At 47.2% G+C, this 25,140-nt stretch carries 23 protein-coding genes; all 23 read right to left on the reverse strand.

Features of this window, described 5'->3' with window-relative positions:
• Nucleotides 1-48: 48 nt before the first annotated feature.
• The 23 genes from FO446_RS16945 to rbfA all read right to left on the reverse strand — a co-directional run bounded on the left by FO446_RS16945 (nucleotide 49) and on the right by rbfA (nucleotide 25,128).
• The gene (locus tag FO446_RS16945) at nucleotides 49-1,008 is read right to left on the reverse strand and encodes an ABC transporter permease (RefSeq protein ID WP_173607972.1); all 960 of its coding nucleotides are present in this window, start codon (nucleotides 1,006-1,008) and stop codon (nucleotides 49-51) included.
• The gene (locus FO446_RS16950; protein ID WP_015891691.1) at nucleotides 1,008-2,081 is read right to left on the reverse strand and encodes an ABC transporter permease; all 1,074 of its coding nucleotides are present in this window, start codon (nucleotides 2,079-2,081) and stop codon (nucleotides 1,008-1,010) included. The genes FO446_RS16945 and FO446_RS16950 overlap by 1 nt, the downstream gene beginning before the upstream one ends.
• Nucleotides 2,074-3,615: an ABC transporter ATP-binding protein gene (locus FO446_RS16955; RefSeq protein WP_173607973.1), complete on the reverse strand. Its 1,542-nt coding sequence runs from the start codon at nucleotides 3,613-3,615 to the stop codon at nucleotides 2,074-2,076. The genes FO446_RS16950 and FO446_RS16955 overlap by 8 nt, the downstream gene beginning before the upstream one ends.
• 93 nt (nucleotides 3,616-3,708) lie before the next feature.
• Nucleotides 3,709-4,752 carry a BMP family lipoprotein gene (locus FO446_RS16960; RefSeq protein WP_173607974.1) on the reverse strand — a complete coding sequence of 348 codons (1,044 nt, stop codon included), beginning with the start codon at nucleotides 4,750-4,752 and terminating at the stop codon, nucleotides 3,709-3,711.
• A 57-nt stretch (nucleotides 4,753-4,809) separates the two neighbouring features.
• Nucleotides 4,810-5,535 carry a GntR family transcriptional regulator gene (locus tag FO446_RS16965; RefSeq protein WP_173608375.1) on the reverse strand — a complete coding sequence of 242 codons (726 nt, stop codon included), beginning with the start codon at nucleotides 5,533-5,535 and terminating at the stop codon, nucleotides 4,810-4,812.
• Between the two features lie 239 nt (nucleotides 5,536-5,774).
• On the reverse strand, nucleotides 5,775-8,153 hold the full coding sequence (locus FO446_RS16970; RefSeq protein ID WP_330873219.1) for an FtsK/SpoIIIE family DNA translocase: 2,379 nt from the start codon (nucleotides 8,151-8,153) through the stop codon (nucleotides 5,775-5,777).
• 220 nt (nucleotides 8,154-8,373) lie between these two features.
• Nucleotides 8,374-8,604, reverse strand: a complete 231-nt coding sequence (locus FO446_RS16975; RefSeq protein WP_173607976.1) for a YlzJ-like family protein — start codon at nucleotides 8,602-8,604, stop codon at nucleotides 8,374-8,376.
• A complete protein-coding gene (locus tag FO446_RS16980) occupies nucleotides 8,601-9,425 on the reverse strand; it encodes a ClpP family protease (protein WP_221869153.1) in 825 nt (274 codons plus the stop codon). The genes FO446_RS16975 and FO446_RS16980 overlap by 4 nt, the downstream gene beginning before the upstream one ends.
• Before the next feature lie 121 nt (nucleotides 9,426-9,546).
• A complete protein-coding gene (locus FO446_RS16985) occupies nucleotides 9,547-11,223 on the reverse strand; it encodes a ribonuclease J (protein ID WP_173607978.1) in 1,677 nt (558 codons plus the stop codon).
• A 145-nt stretch (nucleotides 11,224-11,368) separates the two neighbouring features.
• Nucleotides 11,369-12,235 carry a 4-hydroxy-tetrahydrodipicolinate synthase gene (gene dapA / locus FO446_RS16990; RefSeq protein ID WP_221869154.1) on the reverse strand — a complete coding sequence of 289 codons (867 nt, stop codon included), beginning with the start codon at nucleotides 12,233-12,235 and terminating at the stop codon, nucleotides 11,369-11,371.
• A 56-nt stretch (nucleotides 12,236-12,291) separates the two neighbouring features.
• Nucleotides 12,292-13,518 (reverse strand): aspartate kinase, encoded by a 1,227-nt coding sequence (dapG, locus tag FO446_RS16995; protein ID WP_173607980.1) that lies wholly within the window; start codon nucleotides 13,516-13,518, stop codon nucleotides 12,292-12,294.
• Between the two features lie 11 nt (nucleotides 13,519-13,529).
• Nucleotides 13,530-14,570, reverse strand: a complete 1,041-nt coding sequence (locus FO446_RS17000) for an aspartate-semialdehyde dehydrogenase (RefSeq protein ID WP_237898588.1) — start codon at nucleotides 14,568-14,570, stop codon at nucleotides 13,530-13,532.
• A 57-nt stretch (nucleotides 14,571-14,627) separates the two neighbouring features.
• Nucleotides 14,628-15,224: a dipicolinate synthase subunit B gene (locus tag FO446_RS17005; RefSeq protein ID WP_007719213.1), complete on the reverse strand. Its 597-nt coding sequence runs from the start codon at nucleotides 15,222-15,224 to the stop codon at nucleotides 14,628-14,630.
• Nucleotides 15,221-16,123: a dipicolinate synthase subunit DpsA gene (gene dpsA / locus FO446_RS17010; RefSeq protein WP_173607982.1), complete on the reverse strand. Its 903-nt coding sequence runs from the start codon at nucleotides 16,121-16,123 to the stop codon at nucleotides 15,221-15,223. The genes FO446_RS17005 and dpsA overlap by 4 nt, the downstream gene beginning before the upstream one ends.
• A 137-nt stretch (nucleotides 16,124-16,260) precedes the next feature.
• Entirely contained in the window at nucleotides 16,261-16,521 is a 261-nt protein-coding gene (locus FO446_RS17015; protein ID WP_047067819.1) for a YlmC/YmxH family sporulation protein, read from the reverse strand.
• A gap of 72 nt (nucleotides 16,522-16,593) precedes the next feature.
• Nucleotides 16,594-17,847: a M16 family metallopeptidase gene (locus FO446_RS17020; RefSeq protein WP_173607983.1), complete on the reverse strand. Its 1,254-nt coding sequence runs from the start codon at nucleotides 17,845-17,847 to the stop codon at nucleotides 16,594-16,596.
• 112 nt (nucleotides 17,848-17,959) lie between these two features.
• Nucleotides 17,960-18,937 carry a polysaccharide deacetylase family protein gene (locus FO446_RS17025; protein ID WP_221869155.1) on the reverse strand — a complete coding sequence of 326 codons (978 nt, stop codon included), beginning with the start codon at nucleotides 18,935-18,937 and terminating at the stop codon, nucleotides 17,960-17,962.
• Nucleotides 18,938-19,095: 158 nt separating this feature from the next.
• On the reverse strand, nucleotides 19,096-21,243 hold the full coding sequence (gene pnp / locus FO446_RS17030; RefSeq protein WP_173607985.1) for a polyribonucleotide nucleotidyltransferase: 2,148 nt from the start codon (nucleotides 21,241-21,243) through the stop codon (nucleotides 19,096-19,098).
• 267 nt (nucleotides 21,244-21,510) lie between these two features.
• Nucleotides 21,511-21,780 carry a 30S ribosomal protein S15 gene (gene rpsO / locus FO446_RS17035; protein WP_015891708.1) on the reverse strand — a complete coding sequence of 90 codons (270 nt, stop codon included), beginning with the start codon at nucleotides 21,778-21,780 and terminating at the stop codon, nucleotides 21,511-21,513.
• 133 nt (nucleotides 21,781-21,913) lie between these two features.
• Nucleotides 21,914-22,855: a bifunctional riboflavin kinase/FAD synthetase gene (locus tag FO446_RS17040; protein WP_237898591.1), complete on the reverse strand. Its 942-nt coding sequence runs from the start codon at nucleotides 22,853-22,855 to the stop codon at nucleotides 21,914-21,916.
• 3 nt (nucleotides 22,856-22,858) lie between these two features.
• Nucleotides 22,859-23,785 carry a tRNA pseudouridine(55) synthase TruB gene (gene truB, locus FO446_RS17045; protein WP_237898593.1) on the reverse strand — a complete coding sequence of 309 codons (927 nt, stop codon included), beginning with the start codon at nucleotides 23,783-23,785 and terminating at the stop codon, nucleotides 22,859-22,861.
• Nucleotides 23,778-24,773: a DHH family phosphoesterase gene (locus FO446_RS17050; RefSeq protein ID WP_173607988.1), complete on the reverse strand. Its 996-nt coding sequence runs from the start codon at nucleotides 24,771-24,773 to the stop codon at nucleotides 23,778-23,780. Before FO446_RS17050 ends, truB begins: the two co-directional genes overlap by 8 nt.
• Nucleotides 24,763-25,128, reverse strand: coding sequence for a 30S ribosome-binding factor RbfA (rbfA, locus tag FO446_RS17055; protein WP_007719226.1), 366 nt, complete (start codon nucleotides 25,126-25,128; stop codon nucleotides 24,763-24,765). The genes FO446_RS17050 and rbfA overlap by 11 nt, the downstream gene beginning before the upstream one ends.
• Nucleotides 25,129-25,140 lie beyond the last annotated feature (12 nt).

A 25,140-nucleotide genomic window follows, 5' to 3' on the forward strand; every position in this document is an offset into this window, starting at 1 on the left:
CACAGGGGAAGTAACAGGTTCTAGACGCCAAATGTTGTTAACGAATGATTAACGCGATCCCGTATCGTAAGGTTTGCCGAGGGCCGCTGGAGCACTGGATCGTCCTACCAGACCAGCCATCACGAGAATCGTCAGTACGTACGGAAGCATGAAGATAAATTCAGTAGGAATGTAATTGGTCAATCCAAAGATTTGTACCAAAGACTTGATCGCTTGAGCGACACCAAAGAACAATGCTGCTCCCATCGCACCCATTGGATGCCATTTACCGAAGATCAAGGCCGCAATCGCGATAAACCCTTGTCCGGAAACCGTGTTATGGGAGAAGTTACTGGTTGTCGTCAAAGAAATGGTCGCTCCACCCAATGCAGCCAGCATACCACTGATCATAACAGCTGTGTAGCGCATTCTCTTAACGTTGATCCCTACCGTATCAGCAGCACGCGGATGCTCACCAACTGAACGCAAGCGCAATCCGAATGGTGTCTTAAATACAACATACCAAGTAACGAAAACAGCAATGAAAGCCAAAAAGCTAGTAGGATACGCCTCAAAAATGGCATGTCCGATATACGGAATTTCACTCAATCCTGGAATACTGAATTTGTTAAATACAGTGGTCAATGTTGTTGTTTGACCTGCTCCGTTGAAAATAATTTTGGTCAGGTAGATGGAAAGTCCAGCTGCCAAGAAGTTCAGGGCCACACCACTGACGGTCTGGTCCGCTTTAAATGTAACGGAAGCAACGGCATGTGGGAGTGCAAAAATAGCACCAGCAATCCCTGCCGCTATAAATCCGACCCACGGTGCCCAAGCACCAAGTGAATCTTGGAAAGCATAGGTCATTACGGCACCGGTAAAAGCACCGATAATCATCATACCTTCTAGCGCAATGTTCACGACACCAGAACGCTCCGAGTACAATCCACCCAATGCGGCAAAAATCAAGGCAGTGGAAAACACGATGGTATCATGAACGAGGTTGCTGAGAATTAATCCCCAATCCATCAGTTTCCACCTTCCTTTTTCTTCATCAAGATCGGCTTAACGAAAATTTTCACGATGCCATGTGCAGCAACGAAGAAAATAACAGAAGCAATCACGACACGGATTAACTCAAACGGTACACCCGCACTAAACTGCATGCCGCTCGCACCGAATGTAAGAACCCCAAACAATATGGCAGCAAGGATAACCCCGAATGGAGTATTTCCGCCAATCAATGCTACCGCGATCCCGTCGAATCCATAGCCCGTATGCTGCGTCATAATCGCTTGATAGTGGAAGACGCCCAAAATCTCGGTAGCTCCACCAATCCCTGCAAACATACCACCAATGAACATGGCCTTTACAACATTACGATTCACGTTCATACCTGCATACTCAGAAGCATGCGGGTTCAAACCAACGGAGCGCAATTCAAAACCAGATTTTGTTTTCCAAAGGATGATATAGAAGAAAATAGCTGCGAGTACGGCAATGAGTGTACCCCAGTGCAAACGAGCATTGTCAAACATTTCAGCGAGCCATCCGATAGTAATGATCGCAGAATCCTTTACCTCTTCCGATGTTTGCTTGCCTGCTGGAATAAAGAAAGCATTCATGATCCAGTTTGCAAAGTAAAGTGCTACCCAGTTCAACATGATGCTGGTAATAACCTCATTGACACCACGTGCTGCTTTCAGATAACCGGCAATGGCACCCCACAAACCACCTGCTAAAGCACCTGCAAGGATCGCAAGTGGAGCGTGAATGATAGCTGGAAGGTCAAAAGAAACACCTACGACAGTAGAAGCAATCATCCCGACGATAAATTGACCTTCTGCCCCGATGTTAAAAAGACCCGTACGGAAAGCAAAAGCTACAGCCAAACCTGTAAAGATCAAAGGCGTAATTTGGCGAATCGTTTCACCAAAGTTATACGCACTACCAAATACTTTTTTAATCAAAGCCGTATAGGCAGCGATTGGATCAAATCCACCTGCCAGCATTGCGATTGCTCCGGTCAAAAGACCAAGAATGATCGCAACGGCAGGAACGAGAAACGATTCTTTCGTGAAGACCGCAATAACTTTATTCATCGTTTCCCCCTCCTTGCATTACTTTTCCGCCGGACATCATCAAGCCGAGCTCTTGCTCCGTTGTCGATTTTGCATCGACAATCCCCACAATGGCTCCCTCATAAATAACCGCAATCCGGTCGGATACATTGATAACCTCATCTAGCTCCAAGGAAAGCAAGAGAACCGCTTTTCCCTGATCGCGCTGATCAATCAGCCTGCGATGAATAAATTCGATAGCCCCTACGTCCAAGCCACGAGTAGGTTGAGCCGCAATCAGCAAATCCGGGTTCTTGTCCACTTCGCGGGCAATAATTGCCTTCTGTTGGTTTCCTCCAGAGAGCGCTCGTGCTGGCGTGTAAATACTCGGAGTCCGAACATCGAATTCTTCGATAAGCTTGGCCGCATGCTTGTCAATGGCGCCATAATCAAGAAAACCGTTTTTGCAAAACGTTGGATGGAAGTACGTTTCCAATACCATATTTTCACTCATGGTGAAATCAAGAACCAATCCTCGTTTATGTCGGTCTTCAGGAATGTGCGACAATCCTGATTCCGAGATGTTACGTGGACTTTGATTCGTAATTTCTTTGCCATTAAGAAGGACACGCCCACTTGTTGCTTTACGCAAGCCAGTTAAAACTTCAATCAGTTCACTTTGGCCATTTCCGTCGACTCCTGCAATCCCGAGAATTTCACCAGCGCGAACCTCTAAGCTGAGATTGTTCAACGCATTCACACCACGGTTACCCATCGCTGTCAAATTCTCTACGGAAAGAATCGTTTCTTTTGGTTTTGCTTCCGTTTTATCGACGCGGAAGTTCACTTCACGACCAACCATTTTCGCAGCCAAATCGTCTGGATTCGTATTTTTTACCAATACGGAGTCAATGACTTTTCCTCGACGAATGATTGTAACCGCGTCACATACAGCCATAATTTCTTTCAGCTTGTGTGTGATCAGGATAATCGTCTTACCTTCTTTTACCAAGTTATGCATGATCTCGATAAGCTCATGGATTTCCTGCGGCGTCAATACAGCCGTAGGCTCATCAAAAATCAAGATGTCGGCACCGCGATAAAGCGTTTTCAAAATCTCTACACGCTGCTGCATCCCTACTGAGATATCCTGAATTTTTGCTCTCGGATCAACTTTGAGCCCGTATTGATTCGACAGTTTTTCTACCGCTTTCTCAGCGCTTTGAATATCTATCTTCAACCCGTTTTTCGGTTCATTTCCTAGCACAATGTTTTCCGTGACTGTAAATGTTTCTACGAGCATAAAATGTTGGTGAACCATTCCGATACCAAGTTCGTTTGCAATCCTTGGACTTGTGATCTCTACAACTTTCTCGTTAATCAGAATTTCGCCTTCATCCGGCTGATATAGACCGAACAAAATATTCATGAGTGTGGACTTGCCCGCGCCATTCTCTCCGAGCAGCGCATGAATTTCACCTTTACCTACAGACAGCGTAATACTGTCGTTCGCAACAATGCCTGGGAACCGTTTCGTGATCCCTCTCATTTCAACCACTTTTTTTACCGAGTTCATGCATGCTCACCCCATTTTTCGGGTCTAGTGTGAAGGTAAAGGACAAGGCCAGTAGCTCGAACCAGCCTTGTCCATTTGCAGCTTCCTTAGTTTTTACTTGTCAGGAACTGTGATTTCGCCTTTAACGATTTTTTGCTTGTATTCTTCAACCAGCTTCAATACGTCTTCAGGAACGTTCTTCGTGGAAGTGTCAGCCAGACCTACACCGTTTTCAGCCAGTCCTAGCCATTGTACTCCGCCTTTGAATTTACCCTCAGACAGGTCTTTCGATACACGAATAACTGCTTCGTCAACACGTTTTACCATGGAAGTCAATGTGACTTCGTCGCCGAAAGTCAGGGATTGGTCTTTGTCAACACCGATTACCCATACGTTTTCGCCTTTAGCTTTACGGTCTTTTGCTTCGTTGAACACACCGTCGCCTGTACCGCCGGAAGCGTGGAAGATGATGTCCACACCTTGACCGTACATAGAGGAAGCAGTAGATTTACCCATGTCTGGTTTGTCAAAAGCACCCGTGTAAACTTTAACTACCTGAATGCTTGGATCTACAGCTTTTACGCCCGCTTCGAAACCAAGATCAAAACGTTTGATTACCGGGATGTCAACGCCACCCACGAATCCAACTTTTTTCGTTTTGGTCATTTTCGCTGCAACTACTCCAGCAAGGAAGGAGCCTTCATGCTCTTTAAAGAGTACAGATGTTACGTTAGGAGCATCTACTTCAGCGTCGATGATCGCCAATTTTGCATCTTTGTTTTCATCTGCTACTTTTTTCAGGTGGTCACCCATCAGGAAGCCGATACCCCAAGTCAGGTCCCAACCGTCTTTTACGAATTGAGTCAGGTTTGGTACATAGTCAGCATCTGATTTTGATTGCAGATAGTTTACGTTTTCTTTCGGGAGATTCATATCGGTTTGGAGTTTTTGCAGCCCTTCCCAAGCACTCTGGTTAAAGGAGTTGTCGTTTACACCGCCAACATCTGTAACCATACCTACTTTGATAGCTTTAGCGGCTGGAGCGCCTCCATTGCTACCAGTTTGGCCTTGAGGCTGTGCTTCTTTGCTTCCGCAGCCAGCGAGAACGAGCGACAGGCTGAGTGTTGCCACAGAAAGCACGGATAGAACTTTCTTCATCTGAGATTACCCCCTGTTTTTAGTTGATGAAATTGTTGAGTGAGGTTGCCCCCACTGTTACAACCGTCTCCGTACGACATGAAAGTGAATTTTGTCAGCCCTGAAGTAATTATGGGAGTATAGCACTGGCTTTTCACTTTCGTCGTAATGAATCTGTTTGAGCAAGAGCATGGGAGCAGATTTATCGCAATGCAGTAGGTTGGAAACCTTTTCATTGTAGCCTATGGGTTCAATATCGGCTACTGCGTATGCGATCCTTACCCCTGTTACGCTCTCCAGCCATTTGAAGATAGACTCTCCACTTGCCGCATAGCCCTCGGGCACCAGATGTGCAGGAATGCGGTCCACACAATAAACCACAGGCTCACCGTCAGCCGTTCGAATTCGCTCTACGATGAGAACGCCTTCACCCGGATTTAAGGCCAGCCGCTTCCTCTCTTCTTCAGCAGATTCGCCAAAGGATGTTTTCAGGATCAAGGTTCCTGCCGTATATCCTTGACGCTCGATTGCATCCGTCACACTAAAGAGTTCCCCAATCCCACCCGAAAAAACAGGCTTTGAATTAATAAAGGTACCTACACCGTGTCTACGAATGACAATCTTCTCTTCCTCAAGAAGTCGGAGTGCCTCGCGAAGCGTCGCCCTGCTTACACCAAGCTGTTTCGATAGTTCGGCTTCAGAAGGGAGGCGTTCACCAGGACGAAGAAGTCCGGTTTCGATATCACTCTTGATCTTGTCCATTACCAAGAGAAACAGTGATCGAACATTCCCTTTGATGCTCATCATCATTCACTCCTGCTGTCCTTCAGCCATCCCAACAGGTAGGACGTCAGACCTCTGATTCGTATGAGACTTAATAACAACAATTTCCGTCAATCTCTTAGAAATTTTACATGAGGGGCGAGTATCATGCAAGCCAAATATTTATGAATAATAATGCAAAATGATTAATTTCGACAGGGATTTTTCTCCTAAAATAGGAAAAAAGACCCTACCAACACAAATGCTGGCAAGGTCTCTCTTTATGAAATATTACTTTCTATGGACGGGCGTGGAAGACGAACCTCACGAGGCTTGCTTCCCTCATAAGGACCGACTACTCCTTGAGCTTCCATCATATCAATCAATCGTGCCGCTCTCGTATAACCGACACGAAGACGACGCTGCAACAAGGATGCCGATGCCGTTTGGGCTTCTGAAACAATTTGGACAGCTTGGTCGTACAGTTCATCATCCACAACTGGCTGCTGCTCCTCCTGCACGTCACCCGGGATCATCTCTTCATTGTAGCGAGCCTCTTGCTGTTCTTTTACAAAACGAACAACCTCTTCTACTTCCTTGTCAGATACAAAAGCTCCTTGGACACGGGTCGGCTTGGATGCCCCCATCGGCAGCGATAGCATGTCACCTCTACCGAGAAGCTTTTCTGCTCCTCCCATATCGAGAATCGTTCTGGAGTCCGCCATCGAAGACACCCCAAAGGCAATGCGAGATGGGATATTTGCCTTGATCACACCTGTAATGACATCTACAGAAGGACGTTGGGTAGCGATGATGAGATGAATCCCGGAAGCACGAGCCATTTGCGCGAGTCGACAAATCGCATCCTCCACTTCTCCCGGAGCTACCATCATCAAGTCCGCAAGCTCATCGACGATAACGACGATATAGGGAAGTGGCGTGCCTTCCACTTGTGCATTGTACATTTCAATATTGCGGCTACCGGTTTTGGCAAACAAATTATAGCGCCGTTCCATCTCGGCCACGACTTTTTTCAATGCAACAGAAGCCCTTCTCGGATCAGTAACAACTGGAGCCAATAAATGCGGAATTCCGTTGTAGACATTCAGTTCCACCATCTTCGGGTCAACCATCATCAGCTTGACTTCTTCCGGTTTGGCCTTGAACAAAATACTCATGATCAATCCGTTAATACATACTGATTTTCCGCTTCCCGTCGCACCCGCTACAAGCAAATGCGGCATCTTGGTCAAATCTGCAACGATCGGCTCTCCGGAAATATCTCGGCCAAGAGCAACGGTAAGCTTGCCTGGCGCATCTTGATACTCGGGTGCTTCCAACACTTCTCGTAATGATACGACCGCTACCTCCGAGTTCGGAACCTCGATGCCGATAGCTGATTTTCCTGGGATTGGTGCCTCAATCCTGATATCTTTTGCTGCCAATGCCAAAGCCAGATCATCCGTCAGGCTAACAATCCTGCTTACTTTTACCCCTGTAGCAGGCTGAACTTCGTAGCGTGTAACAGCTGGTCCTCGATGTACCTCGGAAACAGTTGCATTGACGCCAAAGCTCTTTAGTGTCTGCACTAATTTTGCCGCATTTGAGGTATGATCGACGTCTTTAGCTGTTGAACTCGCTTTGGGTCTTGCAAGCATTTGCAGACTTGGCAGCTCATACGGCATGGTATTTTGTTCTTCTCCGGTATTTATTGTACCGAAGATTTCCTCTTCTCCTTCGAGCGCAAACGTAATTTCCTGATTAGTTTTCGGTTGTGCAGCTCTCGCTTGATGACTAGGATGAATCGGTTCCTCATCCTCTTCCAGCGCAATGCGATCTGTAAAATCACGAATTAATGGGGCGTTTAGTTGCTGTACTTCTTCCTCCTGATTGACAGGCTGTGGATGAGATTTTTGCTCTTTCAACGCCGTAACAGCAATGGCCTCGTTCTCTGCCTCCGATTCTTTTTGCTTGCGAGCCTCTTCCGCTTCCTTTGCTTCTTTCTTTCTCTTCTCGCTCTCTTCCTGCAAAAGCTGTACAGAGTCCTTCACTGTATGCTTCGCCTTTCCGTAAAACAAAGCGAGCTTGTCCTTGGCAAACATCAAAATGTTTACATAAGAGAGATTGAACAGAAACATCAGTCCCACGAGGAAAAGGAACACAATCACGAGACCAGTACCGATTGTTCCAACAAGGCCATTTGTCACCGCAAAAAACAGGGCACCAATCATTCCTCCGCCTACCCCGGTGGTGGACACTTTCTGACCATGATCGAGCCAAATTCTGTCCCATGTAACCTTAATAATGCTTTGCTCTGCAAATTTTCCATCTGCGGTAATTTGTTTGTACAATATCATGTGATCCCAAGTCAAAATCGCCACACCTATGAGCGCTATGCCTAAGACGCGGTAAGTAAGCTTCGGTGACTTTCTGGTAAACATCATATGTATGGCCATACCGATTAGCAGAACAGGAATGAGAAAATCCCATGAGCCCGCAATAAACCGAAATAGAAGTGCCAGTACATTTTTGCCCAGCCATCCACTCTCCAAAAGCCCGATCAAGGACAGCACGATGATGAGAAGTCCCAGCAGCTCTATTTTGACAACTGAGGCCAATGCCGCTTGTGAACGCTCTTTTTTTCTCCTACTCAATGGCACGCCTCCTCCCGTCATTATACTCCTTATGTATCCAATGGTTAGAACACCTCTATCGAGGCCTTTTCAACGTAGAGCGACCCTGTTATAGCGGAAAGTTTCCATGCGCTCCGGAATTTAATTTCTAAATTCCTATTCGTTAAAAAAGGCAGCCGTCGCGTGTTCGGCTGCTGTTCGTACTTCTCTAGTATAACACAGGAAATTCATAGAAATACAGGACTTCTTAGGCAAGCCACTCAGGTTGAAACTGAATTTTTTGTCCAGGTGCGTATTGTTCCTTCAGGTAGTCTTGCGGATTGGGACTAATCAGCCTGACGATTTTTCCTTCAAACGGTCCGGTTTGCTCAATGAGCATCGTGGCATGACCCACGGCTATCTCTTTGAGCTCTTGTTTCTCCACTTGCTCCATGTTCTCAAACACCGTTTCCATCGGAATGATGGAGTATAGGATCATTGGAGTACACTCTCCTCGCCTTTTTGCGCTTTGATCAGTTCGTTCAGTTTTTTCAGTGCACTACCAAGACCGCCTACTTCATCAATCAATCCGTATTTTACTGCATCTACACCAATCACGTTGGTTCCAATGTCTCGTGTCAATTCACCGGTACGGGTCATGAGCTCACGGAACTTTTCTTCTGAAACTTTGGAGTGACGGGCGATAAAGCTTACTACACGATCCTGCATTTTGTCCAAGTACTCAAACGTTTGAGGCACACCAATTACAAGACCCGTCAAACGGATCGGGTGTATCGTCATCGTGGCTGTTTCTGCAATAAACGAGTACGAACCAGCTACAGCAATTGGAACACCAATGCTATGACCACCGCCAAGTACGAGTGTGACTACCGGTTTGGACAAGGACGATACCATTTCCGCAATTGCCAAGCCTGCTTCCACGTCCCCGCCAACCGTATTCAAAATAACGAGTACGCCCTCTATTTTACTGTTTTGTTCTGCCGCAACCAATTGAGGGATGAGGTGCTCGTACTTGGTCGTCTTATTTTGTGGGGGCAACTGAATATGCCCTTCTACTTGTCCGATGACGGTCATACAATATATATTGCTTTCGAGCTGTGGAACGTTTGTCTGGCCCAGTTGCGTAATGGAATCCAGCAGTTTTTTCTTCGGGTCTTCCTGTGCGGGTGCTTCTGATGGCGGCGAGGCAGCAGGCTCCTGATCATCAGTGGGTGATTGTGGCTGAGATTCCTTACTATTTACTGCTGTGTTTGCAAACGGCGGCCTATTTAAAAAATCGCTAAATTGTTGATTCGACATGGATGATCCTCCCTCACTTTCCTCTGTAGTATGGATAAAGACAGGAAAAATCATGCGCCCACAAAGGCAAAAAAAGCCAGAAACCCTTTTTCAAAAGGATTTCCAGCTCTTTATCGTGATCCTACACTTCCATGATAATCGGCAAGATCATCGGACGTCTGCGCGTTTGCTCGTACAGATAACGGCCTAATGACTCTTTCACGTTATTTTTCAGTGAAGACCATTCGTTCACATTTTCTTCCATGCATTTGACAAGTGTTTGGGTCACTATGCGATTTGCCTCATCCAGCAGCTCTTCGGATTCTCGCACGTAGACGAAACCGCGAGAAATGATGTCTGGACCTGACAAAATCGTGCCATTTTGTTTGCTGAGTGTAACGACAACTACCAGTATGCCATCTTGTGACAGTAATTTACGATCTCTAAGTACGATGTTTCCTACATCACCAACACCCAAGCCGTCAATCAAAACATTGCCAGCATGGACTTTTCCACCGTAACGGGCCTTGCCCCCTGAGAATTCAACTGTATCGCCGTTATCGAGCAAGAATGTGTTTTCTTCAGGAATTCCAACCTGTTCAGCAAGTAAAGCATGTGTTTTCAGCATGCGATATTCACCGTGAACGGGAATAAAGTATTTAGGCTTCATTAGGTTAAGCATCAGGCGCAATTCCTCTTGGCTTCCATGACCGGAGACGTGGACGGTTCCGTTAGGTCCATGGCCACCATAAATGACATCTGCACCAATGCGCGATAATTGATCGATCGTACGCGCCACGTATTTTTCATTCCCTGGAATGGGAGTGGCTGCAATAATAACGGTATCCCCTGGAAGGATGTCAATTTTCCGATGGGCGGATCGGGCCATACGAGTGAGCGCGGACATAGGCTCTCCTTGGCTTCCAGTTGATAAAATAACGACTTGTTCAGCAGGCAATTTGTTGATTTCATCGATCTCAACAATCAAGCCCTCAGGGACCAACAAGTACCCTAAGTCTCTGCTGATAGTAATGACATTTTGCATGCTCCGGCCAACAACCGTCAATTTACGGTTGAACTGTGCTGCAGCGTCCACCACTTGTTGAATGCGGTGAACATTTGATGCAAACGTAGAAACAACAATACGTCCAGGTGCTTTGCTGAACACATCCATGAGTGCTTTGCCCACTGAGCGTTCCGATCCGGTAAATCCAGGCCGTTCTGCATTCGTACTGTCAGAGAGCAAGCACAAAACGCCTCTGTCACCGATCATCGCCATTTTTGCCAAATCAGCTACCTGATTGTTAACAGGTGTTTGATCGAACTTGAAGTCTCCTGTATGAACGATGTAGCCTTCTGGCGTATCCAAGCATACCCCTACACAATCCGGGATGCTGTGGTTTACACGGAAAAAGGTTGCCTTCATCTTTCCGAGAACGACTTCCGAGTCGCTGTTGATCAATACGCGTTTTGTTTCGTTTAGGATGCCCGCTTCTTTTAACTTTGCATCAATTAAACCAAGGGTAAGTTTTGTCGCATAAACCGGGACTTTCAAATGCTTCAGCACGTAGCTGAGGCCGCCGATGTGGTCTTCATGTCCATGCGTAATAATAATACCCCGAACCTTGTCACGATGTTCCTCCAAGTAGGTGATATCCGGAATAACCATATCAATCCCCAGCATTTCCTCTTCTGGGAACTTCAATCCGGCATCAATCACTACGATGTCGTCACCGCTTTGTACCACGTACATATTCTTCCCAATTTCGCCGACTCCGCCCAGGGCGAAAACGAGAACAGAGTGATTCGACTTTGCCAAAACGTGTAACCTCCTATATTTAGTTGTCATGTCCACTCAAAAAAACCGCCCCAAATCACTTGTTCTTATTATACCCGAAGTGAAATCATGAACACAAGGAAAAAGAGCCATCCCAGGCAGGAATGGCTCTTGATCTTCTATGGAGTTAAACAAGCAGAGAATGAACGAATGCTTTTTCTTGTTCGTTCAGCTCGACTAATGGCAGTCGAACGCCTCCAACTTGAACGCCGAGCTTTTCTAAAGCGACCTTGGTCGGTCCTGGGCTCGGGTATGCAAAGAGGCCCTCAAAAATCGGCAACAGCTTGCGATGGAGTCTTGCTGCCTCCGTTAAGTTACCGGCAAAAAAGGCGTCCATCATGTCTGTCATTGGGCGGCCAACTACGTGACTCGCCACACTGACAATGCCCACTCCCCCAATAGACAGGATCGGCAAGGTTAATCCATCATCGCCACTGTACAGCTCAAAGCCTTCCGGTGCATGCTCAATGATTTGCGCCATCTGCGACAAATTGCCGGAGGCTTCCTTGATGCATACTACATTAGGCAGTTTTGCCAAACGAAGTGTCGTTTCAGCAGTCATATTGACGACGGATCTTCCTGGCACATTATAAAGCATCACGGGCAGCTCGGTCGCTTCCGATAATGCCTTGAAATGTGCGTATAGTCCTTCCTGTGATGGCTTGCTGTAATAAGGAGCAACGACCATGACAGCGTCTACGCCAATGGATTGTACAGCTTGGGTGAACTCAATGCTTGAGGCTGTATCATTACTGCCTGTTCCTGCAATGATGTGGCATCTTCCTTTTGCGTAAGAAACCACATGTCGGAAAAGGTCGAGTTTCTCCGTACGGGATAAAGTTGGTGATTCACCCGTGGTACCACTCAATACGATTCCAGTTGAACCATTTGCAATCAAATGGTCAATCAGTCGCTCTGTTTTATCGTAATCGACCTGTAGCTGCTCATTAAAAGGCGTTACCATAGCGGTAACCAGTCGACCAAAACGTGCCACTACCTCTCCAACTCCTCTTATCGTGATCAGTAGGTATTTAAAGTCAGGATATGCTCTTACATATGTTGAACATGCAGGTTGAACTGCTGATGAAGAGCACGAACCGCCTTCACCATATCCATTTCATGCACGAGTACCCAGATGGTAGTATGAGAGTCTGCCGATTGAAGAATTTGAATGTCTTCTTGTGTAAGTGCCTCCACGATTCTCGCCATCACGCCGGGCACGCCCGTCATCCCTGCACCAATCACGGACACTTTTGCGCAATGCGGCAAAAGCTGCGGCTCGTATCCCATTTCTGTTAACAGACGAGCAGCTTTTTCTCCCATTTCATCATGGACCGTGTAAGCAACACCCATTGGGTTCACATTGATGAAATCTACACTGATGTTATTGGTTGCCATCGTTTTGAAGACTTGTAGCTGTGTATCATAAGACCCTTCTTTGTTCGCGACTTTGATTTGGGTAATGTTCGGTACATGAGCAATTCCCATAACGACTCTATCGTTTACAGTGTAGCCCATCTTCCCGATCTCCAGCATCGTCGTAACAAGTGTACCGGGGTCGTCCGAAAACGTAGAGCGCACACGAATCGGCACGTTTGCGTGCATCGCGATCTCCACCGCTCTAGGATGAATAACTTTTGCACCCAGGTGAGCCATGTTGCAAATTTCCGTGTAGGTCACCATACCGAGCCGCTGCGCTTCTTCAACGATACGCGGGTCTGCGGTCATGATGCCTTCCACGTCGGTGAAAATATCCACCGTTTCAGCCTTCAAGGCGACACCGAGAGCGGTAGCAGTCGTATCGCTTCCGCCCCGTCCCAGTGTCGTAATTTCCCACTCGGCTGTACGCCCCTGAAATCCTGGAACGATCACAACTTGATTTTCCTGCAAGTCTTGCAAAATGCGACTTGGATCGATCGACATGATTTGTGCATTTGTAAAGTCGTCGCTCGTCACTATATTTGCTTGACCGCCTGTCAAAATCGTCGCTTTAATTCCCCGTGCATTCAGCATGCTGCACATGACTGTAGCAGAGATGATTTCTCCGGTATGCATCAGCATATCCATTTCTCTACTCGGCAGTTGGTTCCCGTTCGCTCGAACCAACTGCAAAAGTGTATCGGTTGCATATGGATCGCCTTTGCGTCCCATCGCCGATACGACAACGACGAGGGCATAGCCCTCATCAATTGCTTTTTCCATATGGTAGATTGCCCGCATCCGGCAATCCTCCGTCGTCAAGGAAGAACCACCGAACTTCTGGACGAGAATCTTCACTAACCTCTCCCCTATACTCTTGCTTTTATGAGTTCTTCAGCGATTTGTACTGTATTCCATGCTGCACCCTTGAGAAGATTGTCAGAAACGATCCATATATGCAGTCCACGAGGATGATGGAGATCACGACGCACCCGGCCCACGAATACTTCCAGTTTGCCTGTTGCATCAGTAGCGAGTGGATACTGCTGTTCCTCCGGCGCATCTACTAACACGATACCCGGAGCGTCTTTCAGCAGGGCCTTTACTTCTGCCAGATCGTAATCCTGTTTCAGCTCTACATATACCGACTCGCTGTGGCCGTAGACCACTGGAATACGTACGCAAGTAGCTGAAACAAGTACAGTGTCATCACCGAAGATTTTTTTGGTCTCATTGACCATTTTCATTTCTTCATAAGTAAAACCATTGTCGGTGAACACATCAATCTGCGGAATCGCGTTGTACGCAATCTGATGATGTACAGGCAATTTGCCTACGGGAAGTACGTTACACTGCGGTTCTTTTCCATCCAAAATGTCTCGACTCTGGTCGAGCAATTCATTGATCGCAGATTGACCTGCACCGGATACTGCCTGGTAAGTAGAAACGATAATTCTGTCTATACCAAAACGATCATAAAGGGGCTTTAGAGCGGCAACCATCTGAATCGTAGAGCAATTCGGATTCGCAATGATTCCATTATGAGCGAGCGCAGCATCCATGTTTACTTCTGGCACAACGAGAGGGACATCTGGGTCCATCCGGAATGCACTGGTATTGTCAATGACAACCGCGCCATGACGTACTGCGTGATGAGCCAGTTCCTTGCTGACCGATCCGCCAGCACTAAACAGGGCGAAATCAACCCCTGCAAAACTGTCTGGAGTCGCCTCTTCCAGTACAATTTCTTGCCCCTTGAAGGTGACTGTTTTTCCTGCAGAACGTCCAGAAGCAAGCAGCTTAAGCTGTTTGATTGGGAAGTTGCGCTTTTCTAATAGTTGAATCATCTGCTGTCCGACTGCACCAGTCGCACCGACTACAGCAACATTGAAAGTCAGTTGGTTTGCCATCTCTTACTCTCCTCCTAATCGCGAAAAAGCAGGTTAATTGTTTTTTCTGTAGTCTTATTAGTAGTTAAATCTTTCGATGAGCAAGGGTTGCAATTGTCGACCTTCCAAAGCTGCTTCGCATGTTTCTAATAGTAGATCCATACGAGCTACAAGCGAATTCGGTTTTTTATCCGGAGCATCCTGCCCGAACGGAACGAAATACATATTTTTCGCAGCCAACAGCTTGGCAATATTGGCTGCATTTAATCCCAGACCATCATTGGTGGATATGGCAATCACGATGGGTCGCAAATTACGCATGGTAGCCTTAGCCGCCATCAGTACGGCACTATCCGTAATGGCATTTGCCAGTCGACTCGTCGTACTCCCTGTGCAAGGCGCAATCAGCATGACATCCAACAACTTGGAAGGTCCCAACGGCTCAGCCTGTGGAATAGTCGAAATAAGCTCTTCCCCCGTCAGTTCCTTGATTTGTTGCTGCCAGCTTTGCGAAGTACCGAAGCGTGTATCCGTGGTCATAATCGTGTTCGATACGATCGGAACCACCCGTGCTCCAGCATCCACAAATCGCTTAATTTGCGGCATCGTTTCCTCAAAGGTGCAATGCGATCCAGACAAACCAAATCCAATGGTCTTTCCCTGAAGCTTACTCATGTTGCATCCCCTCCTGGCGCTTTCCTTTGATCCGCAATCAGACGAGACAATGTTTGGGCTAAAATTTGTCCAGCGGTTTTAGGTGCAACGATTCCAGGCAATCCGGGAGCAAGAAGAGCTTTGATACCTCGTCTCTCAGCGTAACGAAAATCTGTTCCCCCTGGCTTGGAGGCAAGATCAAGTATAAACGCCGATTGAGGCATTTGAGCAATCACTTCTGCCGTGAGTAATAATTGCGGGATGGTATTAAAAATGAAATCAGCATTCGTAACCTGTTGCCTTACTTCGCTTATATGGAAGGGAGTCAATCCCATCTCATAAATGCGTGCCAAGTGTTCTTGACGTCTGGCTCCAACTCTTACGCGGGCTCCCAACGAATGCAATGCTCGAGCCATGGACAAACCTGTTCGGCCCAATCCCAAAACAATTGACTGTGATCCATGAATCGTAATATCCGTATGTTGAATCGCCATCATTAACGCTCCCTCTACAGTAGGGATAGAGTTATAGATAGCTACGTCATCACGATCCAAAAGCTCCACGAGAGGAAGCTGTGTGGAAGCCAACAGCTTTTTCAGATAAGGCTTTGCCATTCCCGTGTAAACCACGCAATGACCCGGCAGACTTGCCACATGTTCGTCTAGCAACTGCAGTTGTTTGGAGCAGAAAATACTTTCCACGTATCCTTGATCATCGGTCCCTACGATGGGTAGGATGAGGGCGTCCACGTCTTTCAACACATCGCATGTTAATGGTTTCTTCGTTGCCCCTGTAAAATTACTTTCCAGGTTGTCGAAGCCAACTAACGTGACGCTAGCATCCAGTTGTATGCATCGCTTAATGACTTCCAACTGGCGAGCGTCTCCGCCGATGAAGGCAACATGTATGCCCGTTAGCATGCTGCGTTCCCCTTTCCACACATTTTACTGCATTAAATGATCGGAACGCAAAGGTTTTCCTTTTGGAAAAGTTGACGGAAATCCATGCGGTCTACCCCCATCCTATTCCGCTCCTGCTACTTCGGTGACAGTAGCGCCTACTTTTGAGAAGCTTGTGCCTCAGGCGCTTGAAGCTGGATGATGACCATATCTGGCCCAATTTTTACGATGGAACTCCATGGGATCACGAGGTCCTCTCGCTTCTTGCCGAACCCAAAGAAACTACCTCCTGGCAAGATGATGGATTGAATCGCACCGTTTTCGGGATGGATGACTAAATCGGAATCACTGATGACTCCCATTTTCTCCCCGTTGTCCAGTCCGATAATCTCCTTCCCACCCAACTCGCTTAAGCGCATGGAGAAGCCCCCTTTGTCCTTTCATTTACTGTTGATATACGCAAAAAAATCCGGGCTATGCCGGATTTTTGCCTACAACAAAATATCGTTATTCACGTTTTCAGGGAAGCCATCGAGTGGACTCACCATCGCCATAGACATCTTGGAACGGAACAGCTGCTGCGCCACAGCCAAAACAGATTCATGGGAAACACGGTCAATTTTGGCGATGATCTCATCTAGACTGAGATGACGGCCCAGCAAAAGCTCATTTTTGCCAAGGCGACTCATACGGCTATTCGTGCTTTCCAAGCTGAGCATCAGGCTGCCTTTCAGCTGCTCTTTTCCTTTGTTCAGCTCTTTGTCCGTAATTCCATGATCAGCGACATCGCGCAGGACGCGCGAGACGATATCAAAAACCTGTCCCACTTGCTCTGGTGCCGTTCCTGTATACACGTGGAACGTACCCGCTTCTTTATAGGACGAATGATAGGAATACACGGAGTATGCCAAGCCGCGTTCTTCTCGAATTTCTTGAAATAGACGCGAGCTCATGCTGCCACCCAGCACATTGTTCAGCAAAATCAAGGAATATACTTCGGGATGTCCTACCTTAAACCCAGGTAAAGACAGGCACAAATGCGCTTGCTCTGTTGCCTTGTGATGTGCAATAACATTTCCAGCAAAGTCAGGAGTAGACAAGGTCGGCATAGCGCCTGGACGAGAGAAAGCTTGAAAGCGCTTTTGAATATCTTCAATCAAACTGTCTTCAAAATTTCCCGCTACCGTAATCACCGTATTCGTTGGCAGGTAGTGCTGATCAATATAACCGATCAAATCATCACGTTTCAAGCTACGCAGGACATCTTCCGTACCCAAAATCGAATAGCCTAGCGGGTGTGTGCTGTACGAAGCGCGTGCAATCAAATCATGCACCAAATCATCTGGTGTGTCTTCATACATGCTGATCTCTTCAATGACGACGTTCTTTTCCTTTTCCAACTCATCTGCATCAAATACCGAGTTGAAGTACATATCGGAAAGAACATCGAGAGCGATCGGAGCATGTTGGTCGAGCACCCTTGCGTAATAACAAGTATACTCCTTCGAAGTAAAGGCGTTCACGTTCCCGCCAATCTCATCAAAGGTTTCCGCAATTTCCTTTGCAGAACGAGTTTTTGTGCCTTTGAAAAACATATGCTCGAGAAAATGGGAAATCCCGTTGTTTTTCTCGTTTTCATATTTCGAACCAGTCCCTACCCAGATGCCTAAGGCAACGGAGCGAACGGACGGAATCCGTTCCGTCACGATTCGAAGACCGTTATCACACGTATGACGTTGTATCACGTAAATCCTCCTCGGTTGTTCATCTGTCTCTACCCGAAACCTCGGGGAATTTCTTGTAAACACGTCTAACTATAGCAAACTTCCTTTGTCTCCACAATAAATGAACATGTATTTACGGTGACGGGAGTCTACGACTCGATATAACCTCCGAAACAGTCGTCGGCTGTAACCCCTTCTTTTTGGCGATTGTCAGAAGCTGGTCTAAACTGGCCTCGGAGGTAGAAGTAGGGTGCATGAGTACGAGGACGCCGTTCTCCATTTTCCGGCTTATTTTATTGATCACATAAGCAGGCGAAGGTTTCTGCCAGTCAATGGTATCTGCCGTCCATAGTATCGTCTTCATTTGATAAGACGAATGCGCGATTTGTACAACGCGTTGGTTAAAAGCACCAGATGGCGGTGCAAACAGGGAAGGCTTTACTTCCAGCGTTTTAAAAATAACATCTTGCGTACGACTTATCTCTTGATGAATCCTCTGTGTTCCCAGTGTGTTCATATCAGGATGCGAATACGCATGATTCCCAATCTCATGGCCACGTGCCATAATCTTTTTCGCTTCTTCTGGGTAACGTTTTACCCAAGAGCCATCCAGAAAGAACGTTGTTTTTACCTTATGTTTATCGAGTGTATTGAGCATCGAATCGAGATACTCATTTCCCCAAGCCACATTGATCATAAAAGAAATCGCTGGTTTATTTGGATTTCCTCGATAGATCGGTTGTGCTCCCAATTGCTCAAGCGAAACCGCTGGAGGTACTTCCTTGTATACCAGCAAATCTGGGCTGGACACACCCGCAGCCAGCATTTTATTGAGTGATTCTTCTACATCGACTACACGTCCATTATAGCCGGGAATCGCCTTCCACGTCTGATCAACGACGGCATCGATTGGTTCTTCCTCTCTGCCCTCTTTCCACTTTTCAATCTGCGCCCGTAAACGCGCTTTTTCATTGTCGTTTCGATCCCCATTTACTACCTGGACATTTTTGAGCGTGCTAATGTAATGATGAATAGGCTGATAATTCAAGAGAACAATCAGCGCAGCTCCATATATAACGATGAACAAAAGTCTCCTGGTCCTATTCGTCATTAGGGCGTCGCCCTCCTCTATCAATCGTACGAGTCTCTCTTGTCCAATGTATGAAGGGAGGGAACGACTTAGACATACGAATCAGGAGCATCTGGTATAGAAAAGAAAAAAGCTTCCGTACACGAATTTCTTCGAGTGACGAAGCCTTTTGGTTTCCTTTATTCTGCTTTTGTTGGCGTTTCAGCAGCTTGTGCCGCAGCAGCTTGTTCTTTCAAAACTGCTTTGCGAGAGAGATTCACACGACCTTGGTCGTCGATCTCGGTCACTTTCACTTGTACTTTATCACCAACTGCGACAACATCTTCTGTTTTGGCTACACGCTCTTCAGCCAGTTGAGAGATGTGGCACAAGCCCTCTTTACCCGCGAACAACTCGATGAACGCACCGTACTTCTCTACGCGTTTTACTGTTCCCAGGTATACCTGACCAACAGCTACCTCACGAACCAGATCTTCAATGATTTGTTTCGCGCGCAGATTCGCCTCGTGGTTGATGGATGCAATGAAGACTCTTCCATCTTGTTCGATGTCGATTTTTACGCCGGTTTCTTCGATAATCTTATTGATGACACGACCTTGTGGACCGATTACATCGCGAATTTTCTCCGGATTGATCGTCATGGTCATGATTTTTGGTGCATAAGGAGACAGTTCTTTACGCGGTTCGGAAATCGTGCTCATCATATGGTTCAGAATGTGCAAACGACCAACACGCGCTTGCTCCAAGGCCAACTCTAAAATCTCACGGTTAATACCGGAAATTTTGATGTCCATTTGGATAGCTGTTACACCAGCCTCTGTACCCGCTACTTTGAAATCCATGTCTCCCAAATGATCTTCCATACCTTGAATATCAGTCAGGATCGAGAAAGATTTCTCATCTTTGCTCATGATCAAGCCCATCGCAATACCTGCTACCGGTGCTTTGATCGGTACACCTGCATCCATCAAGGCAAGTACGCTCGCGCAAATCGATGCTTGCGATGTGGAACCATTGGATTCAATGACCTCGGATACGAGACGAATCGTGTATGGGAACTCTGTCTCAGATGGAATGATCGGCTCGATAGCACGCTCACCCAACGCACCGTGTCCGATTTCACGACGACCCGGAGGACGCAACGGACGTGCTTCACCCACGCTATACGGCGGGAAGTTGTAGTGGTGCATGAAACGCTTCGATTCTTCCAGACCGAGTCCATCGAGAATTTGAACATCTCCCAGCGCGCCCAATGTGCAAACGCTCAACGCTTGCGTCTGACCGCGGGTAAACATAGCAGAGCCATGTGTACGGGAAAGAATGTTTGTCTCACTGGACAGCGGACGGATTTCGTGCAAAGCTCGTCCATCAGGGCGAACTTTCTCGTCAGTAATCAGACGGCGAACCTCATCCTTGACAATATTGCCAAGTACTTCGCTAATCATCTTTTCCTGTTCTGGATATGCCTCAGGGTCCTTGGCTGCAAAATGCTCTTTGGTTTCTGCCTTGATATCATCAATAGCATCGTAGCGCGCTTGTTTTTCTTCGATGCGAACAGCTTCTTTCAAGCGAGCTTCCGCATATGCACGTACAGCTTGATCGATTTCAGGATCAACCTCATGCAAGATGACTTCCATTTTTTGCTTGCCGATTTCTGCTACGATCATGTTCTGGAATTCTACCAATTGCTTAATCACGTCATGACCAGCCATGATCGCTTCAAGCATGACCGCTTCCGGTACTTGGTTCGCAGCTGCTTCCACCATGTTAATCGCTTTGTGCGTACCTGCGACAGTCAGGTGAATATCGCTTTTCTCTGCTTGAGCTACAGTAGGGTTAATGACGAACTCACCGTCAATTCGACCTACGATTACCCCTGCAATCGGACCTTCAAAAGGAATCTCCGAGACGCATAGCGCTGCGGAAGTACCGATCATCGCAGCGATTTCAGGCGAGCAGTCTTGATCCACAGACAGAACAGTATTTACGATTTGTACATCGTTACGGAATCCTTCTGCAAAAAGAGGGCGGACAGGGCGGTCAATCAAGCGGCTAGCCAAAATCGCCTTTTCGCTTGGACGTCCTTCTCTTTTAATAAAGCCGCCAGGAATTTTCCCAACCGCATAGAGACGTTCCTCATAGTTGACAGTCAGTGGAAAGAAGTCAAGTGGCTTCGGCTCCTTCGAGACTGTAACTGCAGACAGGATTGCTGTATCGCCGTAACGAACCAAGACCGAACCATGCGCCTGTTTAGCCATTTTGCCAAATTCCAGGGTCAGTTTTCGGCCTGCCAGTTCGAAGTCATATGTACGGTATTGTTGCTCCATGATGCTAGCAGTCCTCCTTCACAACAATGTGCGTTTACACACTTTGTTTTCTACCTATATGTATTATTTCCTGCCATGATAAAAATTAAATGGGTACCTTTGGCAGTCGTTCTAGATAATAAAAAAAGCTTCTTTTGTGAAGCTAATGTAAGCAAACCATTTGTTTCTAAGCCTTTACTCGTTAGGATAGGCTTAGCGCATTTCTTGCGCTAAACCCTCCCACACGATAGAAAAAGCGGGCAGAACCCGCTTTCTACAAAACGCTGATTAGCGGCGCAGACCCAGGCGGTCTACAACCGAACGATAGCGTTGAACATCTGCTTCACGCAGGTATGTCAACAGGTTACGACGTTGACCAACCATTTTCAAGAGACCACGACGGCTGTGGTGATCTTTCTTGTGCGTACGCAAGTGTCCGTTCAGATTGTTAATGTTTTCGGTCAAGATAGCGATTTGCACTTCCGGTGAACCGGTGTCGTTCTCATGAGTACGGAACTCTTGAATCAGTTGAGTTTTACGTTCTTGAGTCAATGCCATCATGACTCACCTCCTCATTTTTTATACCGTTCGCCGAGTCTGCCGTCGGTGAGAATCGGACAGCCAAGCTACGGTTATCTGTACAACGTTTTGAATTATAGCATACCATTTTGTGAAAAGCAAAGAGAATCCTTTACGAGATTCCCTCTGCGAATTTTTGCTTCGCCGTTTGTACATCTCGTCCAATTTGCGCGATGAGTGAATCGACTCCAGCAAACTTCTGCTCTTCCCGGATGTAGAACAAAAACTCTACTTCTACTTCTTTGTCATAAATTTCACCAGAGAACTCAAAAATGTGCACTTCTAGTGACTTTTCTTTTTTCTCCAGTTCAAATGTAGGCTTGATCCCAACGTTCATGACACCATAGTAGCTTTGTTCATCCACGGTAAAGCGAACGCCGTAGACCCCATTCTTTCCGATTAAGTACGGCTGATTTACTTGGACGTTCGCTGTAGGAAAACCAATGGTTCGACCGCGTTTGTCGCCATGCACGACTGTTCCACGCACTTTGTAGGAGCGGCCTAGCAAATGACGAACCTGCTCGACATCCCCATGATGAAGATATTCACGGATGATTGTACTGCTCACTTTTTCACCCAAGCGATTTACCGGACCCACGATGTCGAGCCCATAGCGACCTTTGCTCATTTCTTGCAAGGTATGGGCAGTCCCCATCCCGCGATAACCAAAGGTGTAGTCGAAGCCAACGACAATATGGCGGCATTCCAATGGAAGAAGGCACTCTGCGATGAAATCTTCTGGATAAATAGCCGCAAAGCTGATATCGAACTTCATCACATATGTGGTGTCTACGCCCATCTTTTCGAATTGCTCGAGCTTGTCTTCAAGTGGTGTCAAATAGCGGGTATAACCGCTTTGCCCCAAAACTTCTCGAGGATGCGGATCAAAGGTCACTACCGTACTTTGCCATCCGTTTGCTTTCGCTGTATCAATCGCCTTTTGGATTACACGGCGATGCCCAATATGTACACCATCAAAGTACCCAAGTGCAATCGCACAAGGATTCGCTTGCAGGTCAGACGGAAACGGGTATGTTAGGTAGATCGTTTTCACGGATTACACCTCGGCTGGAAAGACTTTTTCTGGCTTGGCGAAAAGTCCTTTGTCTCCACGGCATACGCGATGAATGCCAAGTAATTCTTCCCCCGCAAACAAGCAAATCAAACTTCCTTCCTCCGCAGTGACGCCCGGAAGCGCAGTCGCAAGTCCATTACGTACTGCTTTGATCCGTTCTGGCTTGACCTGAAACGATGGTAAGAACGAGATTGCCTGAGGGATGGAGACCAAGTAGTGGGAAATGTCTTCCCCACTTGCTGCCTGTTCCTCAATTTGCTGGAGCGGGATTGCCTCTTGCTCCTGGAACGGGCCGCTTTTTATTCGCCGCAACAGCTTCATATGGGCAGGATAACCCAGAGCGCGTCCGAGGTCAACACATAAGGTGCGCATGTATGTGCCTTTGGAGCACGTGCACGTGAATGCAACATCGACAGTGTCCCCATCTACGCTAATCTTATGAAGTGTCAGCTCATAGAGCGTCACTTTCCGTGCCTGCCGTTCAATTACCGTGCCTTCACGAGCCAGGTCGTACAGCCGCTTGCCGTTTACCTTAACCGCAGAGAACATCGGAGGTATCTGCTCCATTTCACCCAAGAAGGATGCGAACAGCGCTTGAATACGCTCCGTCGTAATCGATGCTGCATCTACTATGTCATGCTCCACCACTTCTCCAGAAGCATCTTCCGTCGTGGTAGTTGAGCCGAGTCGCATGACTACATCATAGCGCTTAGGCAGCTCTTGCAAATATTCAACTAGCCTCGTTGCGTGTCCCACACAAATGGGGAGTACACCCGTCACATCTGGATCAAGTGTACCCGTATGCCCCACTTTTTTCGTTCCATACAATCGACGAATACGTGCTACACAATCATGGGATGTCATACCAGCTGGCTTGTCGATAACCAGCACGCCGTTCACGTTACTCATCGAATTTCACTCCTACTGCATCGTCCAGCACAGTCCAAACTTTTTGCTGTACTTCTGAAAGTGGTCCTTTGATCGTGCAACCTGCTGCTTTTGCGTGCCCTCCGCCACCGAGCTGCTTCGCAATGACAGCTACGTCAACCCGATCGCGAGCGCGCATGCTCACCTTTACCACTCCCGGTTCCGCTTCCACAAAAGAAACGCCGACCTCGACTCCTTCAATGTTACGGCAGTAATTCACCAATCCACCAGCATCTTCCCGCTCTGCACCCACTTCGGCAAAATCTGCGGCTGCAACAGTGATGGAGGCAACCAAATTTTGATGGGTCAGTTGCAACGTTTGGAGAGCGCGTCGCAGTACTTTCACATGGGCAAATGTGATTTCTTCCAGACACCGCTCTGCTACGTCTCCTGGCTTCACACCATATCCGAGCAATCGAGCTGCGATCTCCATGACGCGTGGTGATGTATTGGAATAACGGAAACCGCCAGTATCCGTCAGAAGGCCGGTATAGATAGACAGCGCAAGCTCTTCGTTGAAAGAAACCCCTGCTGCTTCTGCAACATCAAACAAAATTTCTGCTGTTGCGGCTGCATCCGGTCGAACCAGATTTACCGTTCCAAAATGATCGTTGGTCGGGTGATGATCGATATTCAGCAATGCAGCGCCAGAAGCAAATAAAGACCGTACATCGCCCATCCGCGACTCATCCGCGCAGTCTACAGCGATTACGGCCCCGAACGTCTCGTTCAGTGGTTGTTTGCGCAGGTTATAAAGACGGTCAAACCGCGGCAAGAAGTTAAACTTGATCGGTGTTTCCCCTTCGTTTACAACCACATACTCTTTTCCCAATTGCTCTAGCATGAGCACGACTCCCAAAGCAGATCCTGTAGCATCTCCGTCAGGGCTTACATGGGAAAGAACCAGGAAGCGGTCGTGCTCCTGCATAAAACGCACCGCTTCCTGTACTGCCATTTGATTAGGATTCATCCTGTTTCTCTCCCTCTGTGGAGATTTCCCGCAGGATTGATTCAATTTTGCTGCCGTAGTCAATGGACTCGTCCAGCTTGAATACAAAATCAGGAATGTGACGCAGCTTTACGCGTTTCCCGATCTCCGTACGCAAATAACCTTTTGCTTTTGTCAAACCTGCAAGAGAAGCTTTACGCTCTTCCTCACTGCCAAAAATGCTGACAAAAACCTTTGCCAATTGCAGGTCACTGCTTACCTCTACATCTGTTACCGTTACGAAACCGACACGAGGATCTTTGAGTCCACGCTGCAATACGAGGCTCAACTCTTTTTTGATTTCTTCGCCTACGCGGCTGATTCGTGTTTTATTCATCGATTTTCACCT

Origin of the sequence: Brevibacillus brevis, assembly GCF_022026395.1 — a bacterium.
Taxonomy (GTDB): Bacteria; Bacillota; Bacilli; order Brevibacillales; family Brevibacillaceae; genus Brevibacillus.